Raw genomic sequence first — 13,622 nt, forward strand, 5'->3', positions numbered from 1 at the left:
CAGGATAAGCGCGAATCGCTTTTTTTATAAAAACCGGGGGGTTCATGCAAACCAACCTCTTTTATGACGAATCAGCGTCCGGGCCAACCCGACTTTCGCCCCATGGCGGCGGCATCAACATCGGCTGCGCCGGCTGGAGCCTGCCGCGTGCACTGTGGGCAGCGTTTCCTGCCGCTGGCACGCATTTACAGCGCTATGCCGACCGGTTTAACGCGGTCGAAATCAACTCGTCGTTTTACCGGCCGCACCAGACCGCCACCTATGCCCGCTGGGCAGCCAGCGTGCCCGATAACTTCCGCTTTTCGGTCAAGCTGCCCAAAACCATCACGCATCAGCAGCGCCTGGCCGGTTGCGCCGGGCTGCTCGACGACTTTCTGGCGCAGGTCGGTGGCCTGGGTGAAAAACTTGGCTCCCTGCTGGTGCAACTGCCGCCCAGCCTGGCCTTCGATGCCGTATTGACAGAGGATTTTTTGGAGGTTCTGCGCAAGCGCCACAGCGGTTTGGTGGCGTTTGAACCACGACATGTCAGCTGGTTTGCGACATCGGCCGACCCGTTGCTGAAGGCTTGGCAAACAAGCCGCGTGCTGGCAGATCCGGTGGTGCATGAAGCCGGTCACCTGCCGGGTGGCTTTGCCGGCCTGGTGTATGTTCGCCTGCATGGCTCGCCTCGCATGTACTACTCGGCCTATGACCGTGCCAGGCTTGATGCCCTCGTCGCCAGGCTGCAGCAGGCGGCAGCACCCGGGGTTTCCGTCTGGTGCGTCTTTGACAACACCGCTGAAGGTGCAGCCATTGAAAACGCCTTATACGCCGCGCAAAGGCTGGACCAGTGATGAAATGGCGCAGCCGCTGCGCACTAAAAATGGGGTTGCTGCTCGCTTTTTTTGCCGCCATCCAAGGCATGGCAAAGCCCGGTTCAGATGACCTGGCCGGGAGCAACATGGGGTCAATGTGCCAGGTGCAAGCGCAGGCCACGGAGAAATGCGGACAGGCGGCCCGAATTGCCGCCTTGGTCGCTTTTTTTGATCTGACCGCCCGGTGTTCCGGGTGTTGTCAGTCAATGCTTGCTTTAGCTGTGATCGTAAGGAATGCCGCCGCCATTCATCATGTAGCTGTGCAGTTCGGCATGCACTTCAGCACGCGTTTTGCTTGTGTTGCCATTCATGGCGGCCATGCTGCCTGCATAGCCATGGTCAGTGGTATCGCGCAATGCCACGCCGTTTTTCTGCGCCTGCGCCAGTTCGGACTGGACTTCTGCCCGCGTCACGCTGCTGGACATGGTGTTGACGGGGGGATACACATGGTCAGGGGCTTGCGCAAAAGCGTTGCCGGCCATGGCCGATGCCATGGCAATGATGGTGGAAGCCAGGATTTTGGTGGTGTTCATGATGTCGTTTCTTTCAAGTTAAGTTAATGGTTCCATTGAATCAGGTACGCTTTGCGGCATTGGCCAATCAGTCAAGCCCGGCTGTGCCGAAAACGCGATTCACAGGGTTTGCAACCTTGCGTATGGTGTGATTAACAGGTAGGTGCTTAGTTGCATTTTTAAGTACCTTGAGACAGAATCACTCTGTTTCAGAAATGGAAACAATGGACACCCTCAAACTTATCAGCACCTTTCGTGAAGTGGCAGCCCGTGGCGGTTTTTCCCGCGCGGCCGTCGCGCTGGATGTCTCCAAGGCCAATGTCAGCAAGTACGTTTCGGAGCTGGAAAGGCAACTCGGCACGCGCTTGCTCAACCGCAGCACGCGCACCATCAGCCTGACCGACGCGGGCACCTTGCTGCTTGAGCGCAGCACGCCCTTGCTGGAAATGATGGCCCTGACACGCGACGAATTGCTGCACCGCTCGCGTGAGCCCAGCGGACGCCTGCGCATAACGGCGCCGCATGGCATTGGCGGCGTGGAACTGTCCATCTTGCTGGCCGACTTCATGCGACGTTATCCTGAAGTGCAGATCAGCCTGGACTTGAGCAACAGCGTGCGCGACATGGTCGAAGAAGGCATGGACCTGGCGCTGCGTATCGGCGCAACGCCTGATCCCAATCTCATCGTGCGCAAACTGCGACCAATGCACATGGTCATCTGCGCCGCCCCGGGGTACTGGGAAAAGCGCGGCCAACCTGCGCACCCGGATGAACTGGCACTGCACGATGCCTTGACGCTGTCGCTTTCCGGTCTGCAACCCACGTGGTTATTTCACGTGGATGGAAAACCTCACAGCGTTGCCTTGCGCAGCCGCATGGACGCGACCGATTCCTTGACGTTGATGCAGATGGCCGTCAAAGGCATGGGTGTTGCCCGCCTGCCCTGTCTGATGGTGAAAAAAATGCTCGAAGACGGCAGCTTGCAAGACGTGCTGCCAGAGTTCACCCCTGAACCAATCTGGCTTTATGCGGCGTACACGCAGCGCCGCCAGAACAGCGCGGCGCTAAAGGCGCTGCTGGCATTCCTGGAAAAACGCTGGAAGATTGACTGAAGCTTCTGTCAGCGTTTGTGGTCGCAGGCAACGCCCCGGCACAGGGGCATTGCCTGCAAACCAGCTGACGAATCGGAGCAGCCAAAGCATCCGATTCAATGCGAGCGAGAAATTTGCCATCAATAAAATAGCTAATCACGCTTACCTGGTAAGCGGAAAAGGCTTAAAACACTTGTTTTTCAGCCAATCGCCATTTAACCGTCAGCCAAGCTGGTCGGCCAGGAAGGCCAGCGTGCGCTCACGCGCCAGTTTGGCCGCTGCTTCGTCGTATGCGCCGCGCTGGTCGCAGTTGAAGCCGTGGTCCGCCGAATAAACATGCACCGCCACCTCGGGATGTGCTTGTTTGAACGCCTCAATGCCTTCCATCGGAATCCAGTGGTCGCGGTCGCCGAAGTGCGCCATCACGGGGCATTGCGGCTGGCGGGCGATTTCGGCTTCGGCCGTCATGCCGCCGCCATAGTAGGGAACCGCTGCCGACAGGCCCTTGAGCAGGCAGGCGGCTTTCCAGGTCAGCAGGCCGCCCCAGCAAAAGCCGATGATGCCGACCTTGCCGCCGCTGAGTTCGGCGGCATGGTCGATGGCAGCCTGGATGTCTTGCAGCACGCCAGCGCCCGGCAGCGCGTCAACAGCGGTCTTGAGCTCAAAACCGGCCTTCATGTCGTCCTCGGTGTAGCCAAGATCCACGCCGGTCCTGGTGCGGTCAAACGTGGCCGGCGCCACAGCCAGATAGCCCTGGGCGGCAAAACGGTCGGCAACCGCGCGGATGTGCGAGTTGACGCCAAAGATTTCCTGCAGCACGACGATGGCCGCGCGCGGCGTGCCTTCAGGTTTGGCCACATAGGCGGAAACCGTGAAACCGTCGGCAGAGGTGAGGCTGGTGAATTGACCCATGGTGTGAAAAGCTCCTGTTGGTAACTTGTTTTAAAAAAAGAAAGGCTGAAAAGCAAAAGAGCAGGGAAATGCAAGTGCTGGATTCTTTAGACGGCAGCCCCGAGCCGGCGCTCGACAAAGTCAAGCCGGTCCTGACCCCAGAACAATTCGCCGTCGATCCCGTAGCTGGGCGCGCCAAACACGCCAGCCTCGATGGCCTGCGCGGTATTGGCCTCGTAGCGCTCCTGTACAGATTGGCTGGCGGATTGCTCCAGGCGCGCGGCATCCAGGCCGACTTCGTCGAGCAATTCGGCCAGCACTTTCTCGTCGGCGATGTGCCTGTCCTGCGCCCAGCAGGCGCCAAAGACCGCGCCGCTGATCTTCATCGCGGCATCTGCCCCGTCGTGAAGATCAACGGCAATGATCAGGCGTGAAGCAGCGTCGCCGGAAACCGGAAAAAATTTCGGCTTGACGTTCATTGGCAGGTGCAGAAAATCCGCATACCGCCGGAGTTCCAGCAACCGGTAAGCCTGTCGCTGCGTAGCGCGCTGACCCAGCGGCAGCCCGCCTGAAACGGGAAAAACCTTGCCCAGGTCGATTGGCAACATTCGCACCGCTGCGCCCGCTGAGCGCGCAATCCGCGCAAAGCGCTCGTGCCCCAGGTAAACCCAGGGGCTTTGCGGGGTGAAGTAATAGTCAACGGTGATGCTCAAGATTTTTCTCCGGTAGGGGTCAGGAAATCAGTACAGTCAGGGGTTTAAGCGCGATGCCCTTTGTAACCGGGATTGCCATTTTTTGCAGGAGACTGGTTTGTCGCAACTTGTTTTGATCACCGGCGGCTCGCGCGGCATTGGCGCCGCCACGGCTTTGATGGCCGCACGGCACGGCTATGCCGTGGCCGTCAACTACACCGCCAACTCGCTGGCCGCCGACGAGGTGGTGCGGCAGATTCGCCAGACCGGCGGCCAGGCCATGGCGGTGCAGGCCGACGTGGCCGTGGAGACGCAGGTGGTGGCGATGTTTGAAAAAATTGACGCCAAATTCGGCCGCTTGACCGCACTGGTCAACAACGCCGGCGTGGTGGACCAGACCACGCGGGTCGAGGCCATCACCCTTGCGCGCCTGCAGCGGATGTTTGAAATCAATGTATTCGGCTCCTTTTTGTGCGCCCGCGAAGCCGTGCGGCGCATGAGCACGCGGCACGGCGGCGCGGGCGGCGCCATCGTCAATGTGTCCAGCGTTGCCTCCCGGCTGGGCTCGCCTGGGCAATACGTTGACTATGCGGCGGCCAAGGGTGCGATTGACAGCTTCACCATCGGCCTGGCCAAGGAAGTGGCAGCCGAAGGCATTCGTGTCAATGCGGTGCGGCCGGGCATCATCGAGACCGGCATCCATGCCTCCGGCGGCTTGCCCGACCGGGTGCGCGACATGGCGCCGCTGGTGCCGATGCAGCGCGCCGGCAGTGCCGAGGAAGTGGCCGAATCCATCGTCTGGCTGATGGGCGCGTCGTCCAGCTACACGACCGGCGCATTGCTCGACGTGGCGGGCGGAAGGTGAATTGCCCCCACGCTTGTCGCTTCGCGTACTGCGCTGCCCCCCGAGGGGGCCGCTGCGCCTGCGGCCCTGGCTGGCAGGGAACGCCCTTTGCCAAGTGCTGCAGCGCTGTTGTTGGCCCCAAGGTTCCCTTTTTGAAAAGAGTTGATTCGTGGACTTCAAACCCCTGGTGACGCTGCTGGCCATCGTCAACCCGCTGGCCATCGTGCCGTTTTTCATCCACTACACGCAGGGCTTTTCCAGACCCCAGCGGCAGCGAACGGTGGCAGTGGCGTCGTTCAGCGCCTTTGTCGTGATTGCCATCAGCGCCTTGCTGGGATTGCAGATTCTGGAATTTTTCGGCATCTCGCTGGCCAGCTTCCAGGTCGGCGGCGGCTTGCTGCTGCTCATCAGCGCCATGAACATGCTCAATGCACAGCCAGCCGAAGCCAAGCCGCTGACCAACGAGTTTGAGGACGGCGCGGCCAAGGCCGCCCAGGGCGCCAGCATTGCCGTGGTGCCGCTGACGATCCCGCTGCTGACCGGCCCGGCGACCATGTCCACGGTGGTGATTTATGCCGAAAAAGCCAAGACGTTCCTGCAACTGGGCACGCTGGTCGGCTACGGGATGGTGATTGGCCTGGCCACAGCGGTTTGCTTTTCACTGGCCGAGCCGATTTCACGCGTGCTGGGCAAGACCGGCATCAATGTCATGACGCGGCTGATGGGGCTGATCCTGGCTGCGCTGGCGGTGGAAGTCATGGCCGACGGCCTGGGCAAGCTGTTCCCCATCCTGAAGCATTGAGTCCAGCCGGGATTTTCTGCAGTCGTGGATACACCGACATTTTTGACGTCGGACGCGAACAAAGGCAAAGCCCAACCCGGCAGGCCTTTGCCAACCGCTCTGACCTTCACCCAACTTCAGAAAGACCTGCCCGCCATGCCACTTGCCTCTGCGCAGTCCGTCATTCAAGCCCTGGTACAGGCCCGAGGCGGCCACCACACCACCGATGCCGCACCCTTTGCCCCGGTCATCACAAGTGCGGCGCAGGCGTATGCCGTGCAGCATGGCGTGGCCGAGCAGCTGGCATGGTTCAAGCCGGGCGCACCGTCGCACTGGAAAACCGGCGGCCCTTCGCGCCAGGATGCGCAAACCCATGCCCGGTTGCCCGAACACGGCATCTGGCACAGTCCGGCGACCACCGACCGGCCTTTTGCCATGCGCGGCATTGAGGCTGAAATTGCCCTGCGCCTGGCCGTGCCGGTCGATGCAGCGCTGGCCGCCCGGCTGGACCGCGACAGCGCCTGCCTGCTGGTGGACGCCATGACCGTGTCGATCGAGGTGGTGGATTCGCGCTGGACGCAAGGCCTGCAGGCACCTGATTTGCTCAAGCTGGCCGACCTGCAGTCGCACGGCGCGCTGGTGCTGGGCGACTGGGTGCCGTTTGATGCGGCGCACGACTGGTCAACCCAGCCGTGCCGTGTCGAGATTTCGGGCACACCGGCGCAAACCTTTGTGGGCACGCATTCCCTGAGTGATCCGGCCTGGGTTCTGGCAGCGTGGTTGCGCCATGCCACCCAGGGCGGTCAGGTACTTCCCGCCGGCAGCGTGGTGACCACCGGAACCTGGTGTGGCGTGCTGCCGGCACTTCCGGGGGACCTGGTGGTGGCGACGTTTGAGGGCATCGGGGAGGCCCGAATTGCTTTTTCCAACCTGAACCCGGGGCTTGCCCGCTGAGGACCGGCACAGGTCATTTGCCCGGTGCCGCTGGCGCCTGTTCGTCCTGCGCGGCAAAGCCAGACAGAACGCCAGCGCTCCCTTGAAGACAGGGCCGGGCGGCAAAGCAGACGGCAACTTTGCACGTCAGGTGTTTTGCTTTAGCCACAACACCTCAAAACCAAAACTGGAAGCCAAAAAAGCTTTTTGCGCAATACCAGCGGACCTTTTCAGCTATTAAATTATTCATTTTTCGACGCTTGGAGCAAGCGCCTCCCTGCGTGTGGGCAGGCGGCGGTGGGTGGCCGTGGCGGGCTGAGCGACCATGCGCAGGGTTCGCTCGTTTGCCATGGCCGCCAGTGAACCGATCAACGCCGCCTCGGGCAGGTTGTGCCAGTATTTGTGCGGCATTTCCTTTTGCATCGCCTTCATCTTCAGGCGCGCCGGATTGAAGGTGTGCTGGTAATAGGTGAGCCAAAGCTGCTCGCCGGCATCGGCAGGGGGCGCATCGCTTTTTTTCGCGCCAGGGCCAAAACGCAGCTGGCCATTCATGGCGACAGGCTTTGGCTGGAAGGGCTGCCTTGCCGCAAGGGGAGGCAATGCGGTGCGGCGGCTCACGCAATCCCATTCGACGCTGCGGTCGGGCGTGAGGATGGCCCAGCGCATCTGCGTAAAACGGCGCGCAAAGAACGGCGCCACGGCTTCGACGATGTGGTGCCCAGGCTCGAACCAGGCCACATGCAGCGGGCCGTCTTCCGGATGCGCCCTGAAACGCTCGTCCTGCACCGAGCGAAAACGCACAAAGGCTTTCATCTTGTGCAGGTCGCGCCGCACCGCCTGGGCCAGGTGCGCGGCTTGGATCCGGTCCGGATCGAGCGGGTCGTGGCGCAGGCCGGGCTCATGCGCCAGGCGCCAGAAAATACGGTAGAGCAAACCGAAACGGTTCGGGTCGCGGTGCAGGATGACGCTCTCGCACAGCGCCATGAACTCAGCTGGCACCTTCACGGCCGGTGCCTCACTGAAGGCCTCGGCGTTGGCGGCTGCAACCGCCGAATCCGGCGTTGAAAACAGGTCCTGAACCGGCGCGTCGGTGGTGTGCCACGACACCTGTTCGGGCGGCACCAGCCGGGCCAGCAGGCTGCGGGCCGCCTGGCGAAAGCCCTGCAGGTCGGTGGCACCGTGCAGCATCACCGGTACCCGCGTCGATGGGAACAATTCGTGGGTCAGCAGGTCCGTGCTCAGGGTCATGCGAGTGTCCTTTGCGGAGGTTTCAAGGCGGGCACTTTGACTGCTGCCAGGGGTTGGGCCACCTGCGGTTCGTCAAACAGGTCAGCTTGCGCGGGCGCGGGCCGCAGGCGAGTTGCCAGGTTGTCCGCCTCCAGCGTGGCGCCGGGATGGTGGTCAGGCAGCAGCACGAAAGGCCAGACTTTGGCCAGCGGCACATGCAGCCGCAGCAGGTCGCTGGCACGCACGTCGCGCACACGCCGTGCCTCCAGGATGCGCACCACGGCTCTCACACCCAAGCCCGGCACGCGCAGCAGCATTTCGCGCGGCGCCCGGTTCAAATCGACCGGAAACTGCGCCCGGTGCGACAACGCCCAGGCCAGCTTGGGGTCGATCTCGTCATGCGTGAAACCGTAGAACCTGATCAGCCAGTCAGCCTGGTACAGCCGGTGCTCGCGCATCAGCGGTGGTGCCTTCAGCGGCAGACGGGCAGACGCATCCGGAATCGGGCTGAAAGCCGAGTAATACACCCGCCGCATCTTGAAGTCGCCATAAAGCGATGCGCTGGCGCCCAGGATGGTGCGGTCGTCGGTCGCATCGGCGCCGACGATCATCTGCGTGCTCTGGCCTGCCGGCGCAAAAAGCGGCGCAACGCTGCGCCCAGCCCGGCGCGACTGTGGCAGCGAAATGATCGAGGTGCGCGACTGGTCCTGCGCGGCGCCTTTGGCGTCGTCGATATGCCCGCGCAGCCGCGCCATCGACCGGCGGATCGCGGGGCCGTCCTTTTCAGGCGCCAGCGCCTGCAGGCTGCTTTGCGTGGGAAGCTCGATGTTGATGCTCAGGCGGTCGGCATACAGGCCGGCGCGGGCCAGCAATTCGGGTGAAGCGTCGGGAATCGTCTTCAGGTGGATATAGCCGCGAAAGTCATGGTCTTCGCGCAGCCGGCGCGCCACCTCGACCACCTGCTCCATGGTGTAGTCCGGGTTCTGGATGATGCCGCTGGACAAAAACAGGCCCTCAATGCAGTTGCGCCGGTAAAAGTCGAGCGTCAGCCCCACCACTTCATCGACTGTGAAGCGCGCCCGGGGCACGTTGCTGCTGACCCGGTTGACGCAATACAGGCAGTCGTAGGTGCAGAAATTGGTCAGCAAAATTTTAAGCAGCGAGATGCAGCGGCCATCGGGCGCATAGCTGTGGCAGATACCGCTGCCTTCGGTTGAGCCGATGCCCTGGCCGCCTATGGAATTGCGCTTGCCGGTGCCACTGGAAGCGCATGAGGCATCGTATTTGGCGGCATCGGCCAGAATGGCGAGCTTGTTCTGAAGGGTTGGATTGGACACTGTAATAATATACAGTGTTTAGGCCAGATGGGTGTGGCCCGGTGCAATGACCGCAATACCGATCGGGCCTTCAGACCCGGGCCGGCGCTGCCCTACCGGCCCGGGTTTCCATCATCAGGTAAACCACCGTCGCCACCAGCAGCGGCACCAGGAAATACACCACACGGTAGGCGATCAGCCCAGCCAGCAGCTCATACTCGGGCATGCGTTGCGACAGCAGCGCGACGAATACCGCTTCCAGCACGCCCAGGTTGCCAGGGATGTGGGTGATAACGCCGGCAATCGCCGCCAGCAACAGCACGCTGGCAACGCTGAAAAAATCGATGCGCTGCTGCAGCAGGATGAAAACGATGCCCGACATCAGCAGCCAGTTGCCCGCGCCCATGGCCAGTTGCAGGCCGGCCAGTCTGAGCGAAGGGAGTTCGATGTCGTGGCCGCGCAGGCTAAAAGCTCGCTGGCGGGAAAAGGCGCAGGCGCCCAGGTAGACCAGCGCCAGCGCCAGCAACGCGAAGCCGATCAGGCGCAACTGGAACGCGTCGATCTTCCAGCCCGGCGGCAAGGCCGGCGGCTGCAGGCTGAACACCAGCCCGGCCAGCAGCAAATAGCCCATCCAGTTGGCCAGCATGCTGAAGCTGATCACGCGGGTGATGGTGCCCATGGCCAGCCCGAGCCGCGAATACAGCCGGTAGCGAAAGGCAATGCCGCCGACCACCGAGCCGAGGTTGAGGTTGAAGGCATAGCTGACAAACGTCAGCTGCATCACGCTGGACGCGCGCAGCCGGTGGCCGGTGTAGTGGCGCCCCAGCAGGTCGAAGCAGCTGTAAAGCGCGTAGCTGGCAGCGGCCAGCGCCACAGCGCCCCAGGACGCCGACAGAGGATAGTCCTGCAGCGACGACAGCACCTTGCCCCATTCAATGGTGCGTGCCTGCGATACCAGCAGCCAGGCGACCAGGCCAAAAAAGACCGTCGTGGCCGCGCGCCGCAGCCACGGCCACCAGGCCCGGTCGGTGAGTTTGCGCCGACTGTCTGTCTGGCTTCTGACAGGCGCCGAAGCACCTCGACGTTCGCTCATGGGCGCCTCACGCCGCATCGGCCTGGCTCACCCGGTCGGCGCCAGCGCTTTCGACCGCTGTGTCGGCCACTTTCGCCAGCATGAGGCGCGGCTTGTGCGCCGGCAGCCAGCCGGCCCAGGCCGGGTACCGGCTGAGCAGGTGGAAGACAAAAAAGCTGCGCAGCGTTCGCCACCAGCTCCATTCCACCAAGTCAGCCGCATGGATCTGCTTGCAACTTTGCTGCACCAGATGGTCCAGCCGCGCGGTCAGGTGCTGGTTGAAGGCGCGGTCCTTGATGATCACGTTGGCCTCCAGGTTCAGCGACAGGCTGAGCGGGTCCAGGTTGCTCGAACCGACCGTGGACCAGGTGTCGTCGGACACCGCCACCTTGCCGTGCAGCGGCCGCTCGCAGTATTCAAAGATCTGCACGCCTGCCGACAACAGCTGGTCATACAGCAGGTTGGCGGCGGTCTTGACAATCGCCATGTCGGGTTCGCCCTGAAGGATCAGCCGGACCTGGACGCCGCGGCGGGCAGCCCGGCGCATTTCCCTGAGCAGCCGATAGCCGGGGAAAAAGTAGGCGTTGGCAATCACCACGCGGTGCCGGGCGGCGCGAATGGCGATGCGGTAATGCTGCTCGATGTCGGTGGTGTGCTTGCGGTTGTCGCGGGTGACAAAGATGGCCTCCGCCTCGCCCGCCGGCGTGGAGTCTGCGCGCCAGCGATTCGTCAGCAAATGCGCCCGGTCGGCGATGCGCTCGCGCAGCTGGCCGGCAAGTCCCCTGCCGGTGTTGCGCTTCCCGGCCGCCAGCGCCTTGTGCACGAACGTGTGGATCACCGAAACAATGGGGCCTTCGATCTCGACCGAATAGTCCTGCTTGGCCTCGGGCCCGAAGTCCGCCAGGTGATCGGCCGAATAGTTGATGCCACCGACGAAGGCGCGCTGGCCATCCACCACCACAATCTTGCGGTGCATGCGCCGGAACACATTGGTGCGCCAGCCCCACAGGCGCGGCGCCGGGTCAAACACATGCACGCGAATACCGGCCTGTGTCAGTGCCGAAATGAAATCCGGCGACAGGTCAGGCGAGCCGAAACCGTCAATCGTCAGGTCGATCTGCACACCGCGCGACGCCGCTGCCAGCAGCGCCGCATGCAGTGCCAGCCCGACCTTGTCCTCGAACAAAATGAAGGTTTCCAGCACCACCTCATGGCGCGCCCCGACAATCGATTCAAAAACGCGTGGAAAAAATGCCTCGCCGTTTTCCAGCAACTGAAAGCGGTTGCCGCCAACCCAGCGCGTCATGTCTTTTGCCTGCAAACTGCCTGGCGCTGGAATGGTGGTGAAAGAGTGCGGTGCGGGTGCATGGCGGTAGTCTTTTAAAGCCTGATTTCGGCCGCCAGTGGCGCATGGTCGGACAGGTGTGACCACGGATGGCTGGGCAGCACGATGGGCGAATGGCCCACCGCATTGCGCACGTAGATGCGGTCCAGTTGCAGCATGGGCAACCGGGCCGGAAAAGTACGTGCCGCGTGGCCGTTGGCCTGCACGAACACCTCGTGCATATTCGCGCCATTGGCCATTTGCGAATGTGCGCGCCGACGCCAGTCGTTGAAATCCCCGGCCACGACCACGGGCGAGCGCGCGGGAATTTCCTTGCGCACCATGTCGCACAGCAGCTTCATTTGCTGGGTGCGGTGGGTTTCGACCAGGCCCAGGTGCACGCAAATGGCGTGCACCGTGTGGCTCTGTCCGGGCACCTGCAACTCGCAATGCAGCATGCCGCGCCGCTCCGGGCCGCTGATGGAAATGTCACGGTTTTCATAGCGCACGATCGGGAACTTGGACAACAACGCGTTGCCGTGGTGGCCGTTGGTGTAGACGGCATTGCGGCCGTAGGCAAACTGGTCCCAGATGCTGTCCGCCAGGTATTCGTAGTGCGGCTGATCGGTGTAGTTGTCAAACTTTTCCGCATGCTTGAGGTGGCTGCCGGCCACCTCCTGCAAAAACACCACGTCCGCGCCCACGGAGCGCACCGCGTCGCGCAATTCGGACAGGATGAACTTGCGGTTGAAAAAAGTGAAGCCCTTGTGGATGTTTACCGTGAGCACCTTGAAAGAGAACGCCGGTTCGACTCCTGCTTTGGGGTCGTCAGCTGTTGTGGGTTCGGCACCAGTTGCAAGACGCCTTGTACGGGGCTCGGCATGAGGTGTTTTGATTTTATGGAGCATGAGGTTCTCGGACGCTGGATCAAGGATCCCAGGCAGCGCGGTATGGGATGGAAGAAGGGGCAACAAGCTGGCTGCAAAAAAATGCCGGAAACCGGTCTGGCTTGAACCAGACGTGATTGTTGCGCGGCGAGGTATTCAGCACTGTAGGACGGTAACTTATTTCTGCGGGACAGGCCGGCGCGCGTAAGCATAAAGCGCCAGGCCAAGCACACGCATCCACTTCACAAACCATGTGGCAAATGTAGTGCTGTCCAAGGTTAGCGTCCTACACCGGAATATGCCTATATCTGGCAAAAGCATCTGGAAGCGAACAATAAACTGAAACAGTGCTTTCGCTGGCCCTCGATTGGCGAGCGCATTTTTATCCGTTATCAAAGGAGTTTTTATGTTGAAAAAGTCATCCATCAAATTTGTGCCACTGGCTTTCGCGGTTGCGGCAGTACTGACAATGGGCGGTATGGCCCAAGCCCAGACCAGCAGTTCGGGCGGTATGACCGGCTCAGGCGTGCAAGGCTCACCAGATGCCTCCGGCTCAGCCGCAGGCATGCCCCCCAAGGGTGCCATGGGCATGGACAAGGGAATGAACAAGGGCATGAACTCCTCAGGCACCATGGGTGCCAGCGGTTCAGCCATGACTGGCTCGGGCGTGCAAGGCTCAGGTGATGCTTCCGGGCAAGCCGCAGGCATGGGCAAAAATGGCGCGACGGGAATGAACAGGGGCATGAACCATTCGGGTGCCAAAAAAGCTGCCAAGGCCCCAAGCGGTTCGCCAGATGATTCCGGCTCCGCCACTGACATGGCCACAAGCAAAAACGCTGCTGGTGCAAAAAAAGGCATGAAAAATTCAGGCGCCATGGGCGCAAGCGGCTCGCCCATGACGGGATCAGGCGTCCAGGGTTCGCCAGATGCTTCCGGGACAGGCGCTGCCAAAAAGCCTTAACTCGCCCATAGGTATGGGCGGCTTTGTCGGTGCGATATTGCTGCTTACTTGTGAAAGATCTAGTGCAAGCCGGACAAAAAACGATGCGTTCAAAAGCCACCACTTGTTCGGATAAATGTTCTGACGTTTTATAAAACGATAAAACAGGCATCACGGGCTTGCTATAAAGGCATCTTCAGCTATTGAAAAAATAGCATGATGTTTGTCTGGTAAGGAAAAAAACAACACCGGCGGCAC

Annotated in this window: 14 protein-coding genes; 5 read left to right on the plus strand and 9 right to left on the minus strand. The window is 61.6% G+C overall.

What is annotated here, in order from left to right; genetic code table 11:
• Positions 1 to 44 precede the first annotated feature (44 nt).
• The gene (locus tag H4V98_RS01435) at positions 45 to 833 is read left to right on the plus strand and encodes a DUF72 domain-containing protein (RefSeq protein WP_196864978.1); all 789 of its coding nucleotides are present in this window, start codon (positions 45 to 47) and stop codon (positions 831 to 833) included.
• A 236-nt stretch (positions 834 to 1,069) separates the two neighbouring features.
• Here the strand turns inward: H4V98_RS01435 and H4V98_RS01440 are convergent, their stop codons facing one another.
• Positions 1,070 to 1,387, minus strand: a complete 318-nt coding sequence (locus H4V98_RS01440; RefSeq protein ID WP_196864977.1) for a DUF4148 domain-containing protein — start codon at positions 1,385 to 1,387, stop codon at positions 1,070 to 1,072.
• Positions 1,388 to 1,590: 203 nt separating this feature from the next.
• On the opposite strand from H4V98_RS01440, the gene H4V98_RS01445 reads away from it, so the two are divergent.
• The gene (locus H4V98_RS01445) at positions 1,591 to 2,478 is read left to right on the plus strand and encodes a LysR family transcriptional regulator (protein ID WP_196864976.1); all 888 of its coding nucleotides are present in this window, start codon (positions 1,591 to 1,593) and stop codon (positions 2,476 to 2,478) included.
• A 201-nt stretch (positions 2,479 to 2,679) separates the two neighbouring features.
• On the opposite strand, the gene H4V98_RS01450 is transcribed toward H4V98_RS01445, so the two are convergent.
• Both H4V98_RS01450 and H4V98_RS01455 read right to left on the minus strand, forming a co-directional pair.
• Positions 2,680 to 3,369, minus strand: coding sequence for a dienelactone hydrolase family protein (locus tag H4V98_RS01450; protein ID WP_196864975.1), 690 nt, complete (start codon positions 3,367 to 3,369; stop codon positions 2,680 to 2,682).
• An 86-nt stretch (positions 3,370 to 3,455) separates the two neighbouring features.
• Entirely contained in the window at positions 3,456 to 4,061 is a 606-nt protein-coding gene (locus H4V98_RS01455) for a 2-hydroxychromene-2-carboxylate isomerase (RefSeq protein ID WP_280757239.1), read from the minus strand.
• 97 nt (positions 4,062 to 4,158) lie between these two features.
• On the opposite strand from H4V98_RS01455, the gene H4V98_RS01460 reads away from it, so the two are divergent.
• From H4V98_RS01460 to H4V98_RS01470, 3 genes are all read left to right on the plus strand, one after another.
• Positions 4,159 to 4,905 (plus strand): SDR family oxidoreductase, encoded by a 747-nt coding sequence (locus H4V98_RS01460; protein ID WP_196864973.1) that lies wholly within the window; start codon positions 4,159 to 4,161, stop codon positions 4,903 to 4,905.
• 148 nt (positions 4,906 to 5,053) lie between these two features.
• Positions 5,054 to 5,686 carry a MarC family protein gene (locus H4V98_RS01465; protein ID WP_196864972.1) on the plus strand — a complete coding sequence of 211 codons (633 nt, stop codon included), beginning with the start codon at positions 5,054 to 5,056 and terminating at the stop codon, positions 5,684 to 5,686.
• Between the two features lie 135 nt (positions 5,687 to 5,821).
• Positions 5,822 to 6,619 (plus strand): fumarylacetoacetate hydrolase family protein, encoded by a 798-nt coding sequence (locus tag H4V98_RS01470; RefSeq protein ID WP_196864971.1) that lies wholly within the window; start codon positions 5,822 to 5,824, stop codon positions 6,617 to 6,619.
• Positions 6,620 to 6,844: 225 nt separating this feature from the next.
• Here H4V98_RS01470 and H4V98_RS01475 read toward each other — a convergent pair whose 3' ends face one another.
• The 6 genes from H4V98_RS01475 to H4V98_RS01500 all read right to left on the minus strand — a co-directional run bounded on the left by H4V98_RS01475 (position 6,845) and on the right by H4V98_RS01500 (position 13,321).
• Entirely contained in the window at positions 6,845 to 7,846 is a 1,002-nt protein-coding gene (locus H4V98_RS01475) for a TIGR03915 family putative DNA repair protein (RefSeq protein ID WP_231374915.1), read from the minus strand.
• Positions 7,843 to 9,162: a putative DNA modification/repair radical SAM protein gene (locus tag H4V98_RS01480; RefSeq protein WP_196864970.1), complete on the minus strand. Its 1,320-nt coding sequence runs from the start codon at positions 9,160 to 9,162 to the stop codon at positions 7,843 to 7,845. Before H4V98_RS01480 ends, H4V98_RS01475 begins: the two co-directional genes overlap by 4 nt.
• 70 nt (positions 9,163 to 9,232) lie before the next feature.
• Positions 9,233 to 10,234 carry a YbhN family protein gene (locus H4V98_RS01485; RefSeq protein WP_196864969.1) on the minus strand — a complete coding sequence of 334 codons (1,002 nt, stop codon included), beginning with the start codon at positions 10,232 to 10,234 and terminating at the stop codon, positions 9,233 to 9,235.
• Positions 10,235 to 10,241: 7 nt separating this feature from the next.
• Positions 10,242 to 11,519, minus strand: coding sequence for a cardiolipin synthase ClsB (gene clsB, locus H4V98_RS01490; protein ID WP_280757240.1), 1,278 nt, complete (start codon positions 11,517 to 11,519; stop codon positions 10,242 to 10,244).
• Between the two features lie 74 nt (positions 11,520 to 11,593).
• On the minus strand, positions 11,594 to 12,445 hold the full coding sequence (locus H4V98_RS01495; protein WP_280757241.1) for an endonuclease/exonuclease/phosphatase family protein: 852 nt from the start codon (positions 12,443 to 12,445) through the stop codon (positions 11,594 to 11,596).
• 156 nt (positions 12,446 to 12,601) lie between these two features.
• The gene (locus H4V98_RS01500) at positions 12,602 to 13,321 is read right to left on the minus strand and encodes a hypothetical protein (protein ID WP_280757242.1); all 720 of its coding nucleotides are present in this window, start codon (positions 13,319 to 13,321) and stop codon (positions 12,602 to 12,604) included.
• Positions 13,322 to 13,622: the final 301 nt, after the last annotated feature.

It is taken from the genome of Polaromonas sp. CG_23.6 (genome assembly GCF_029892315.1).
Lineage (GTDB): Bacteria > Pseudomonadota > Gammaproteobacteria > Burkholderiales > Burkholderiaceae_C > Polaromonas.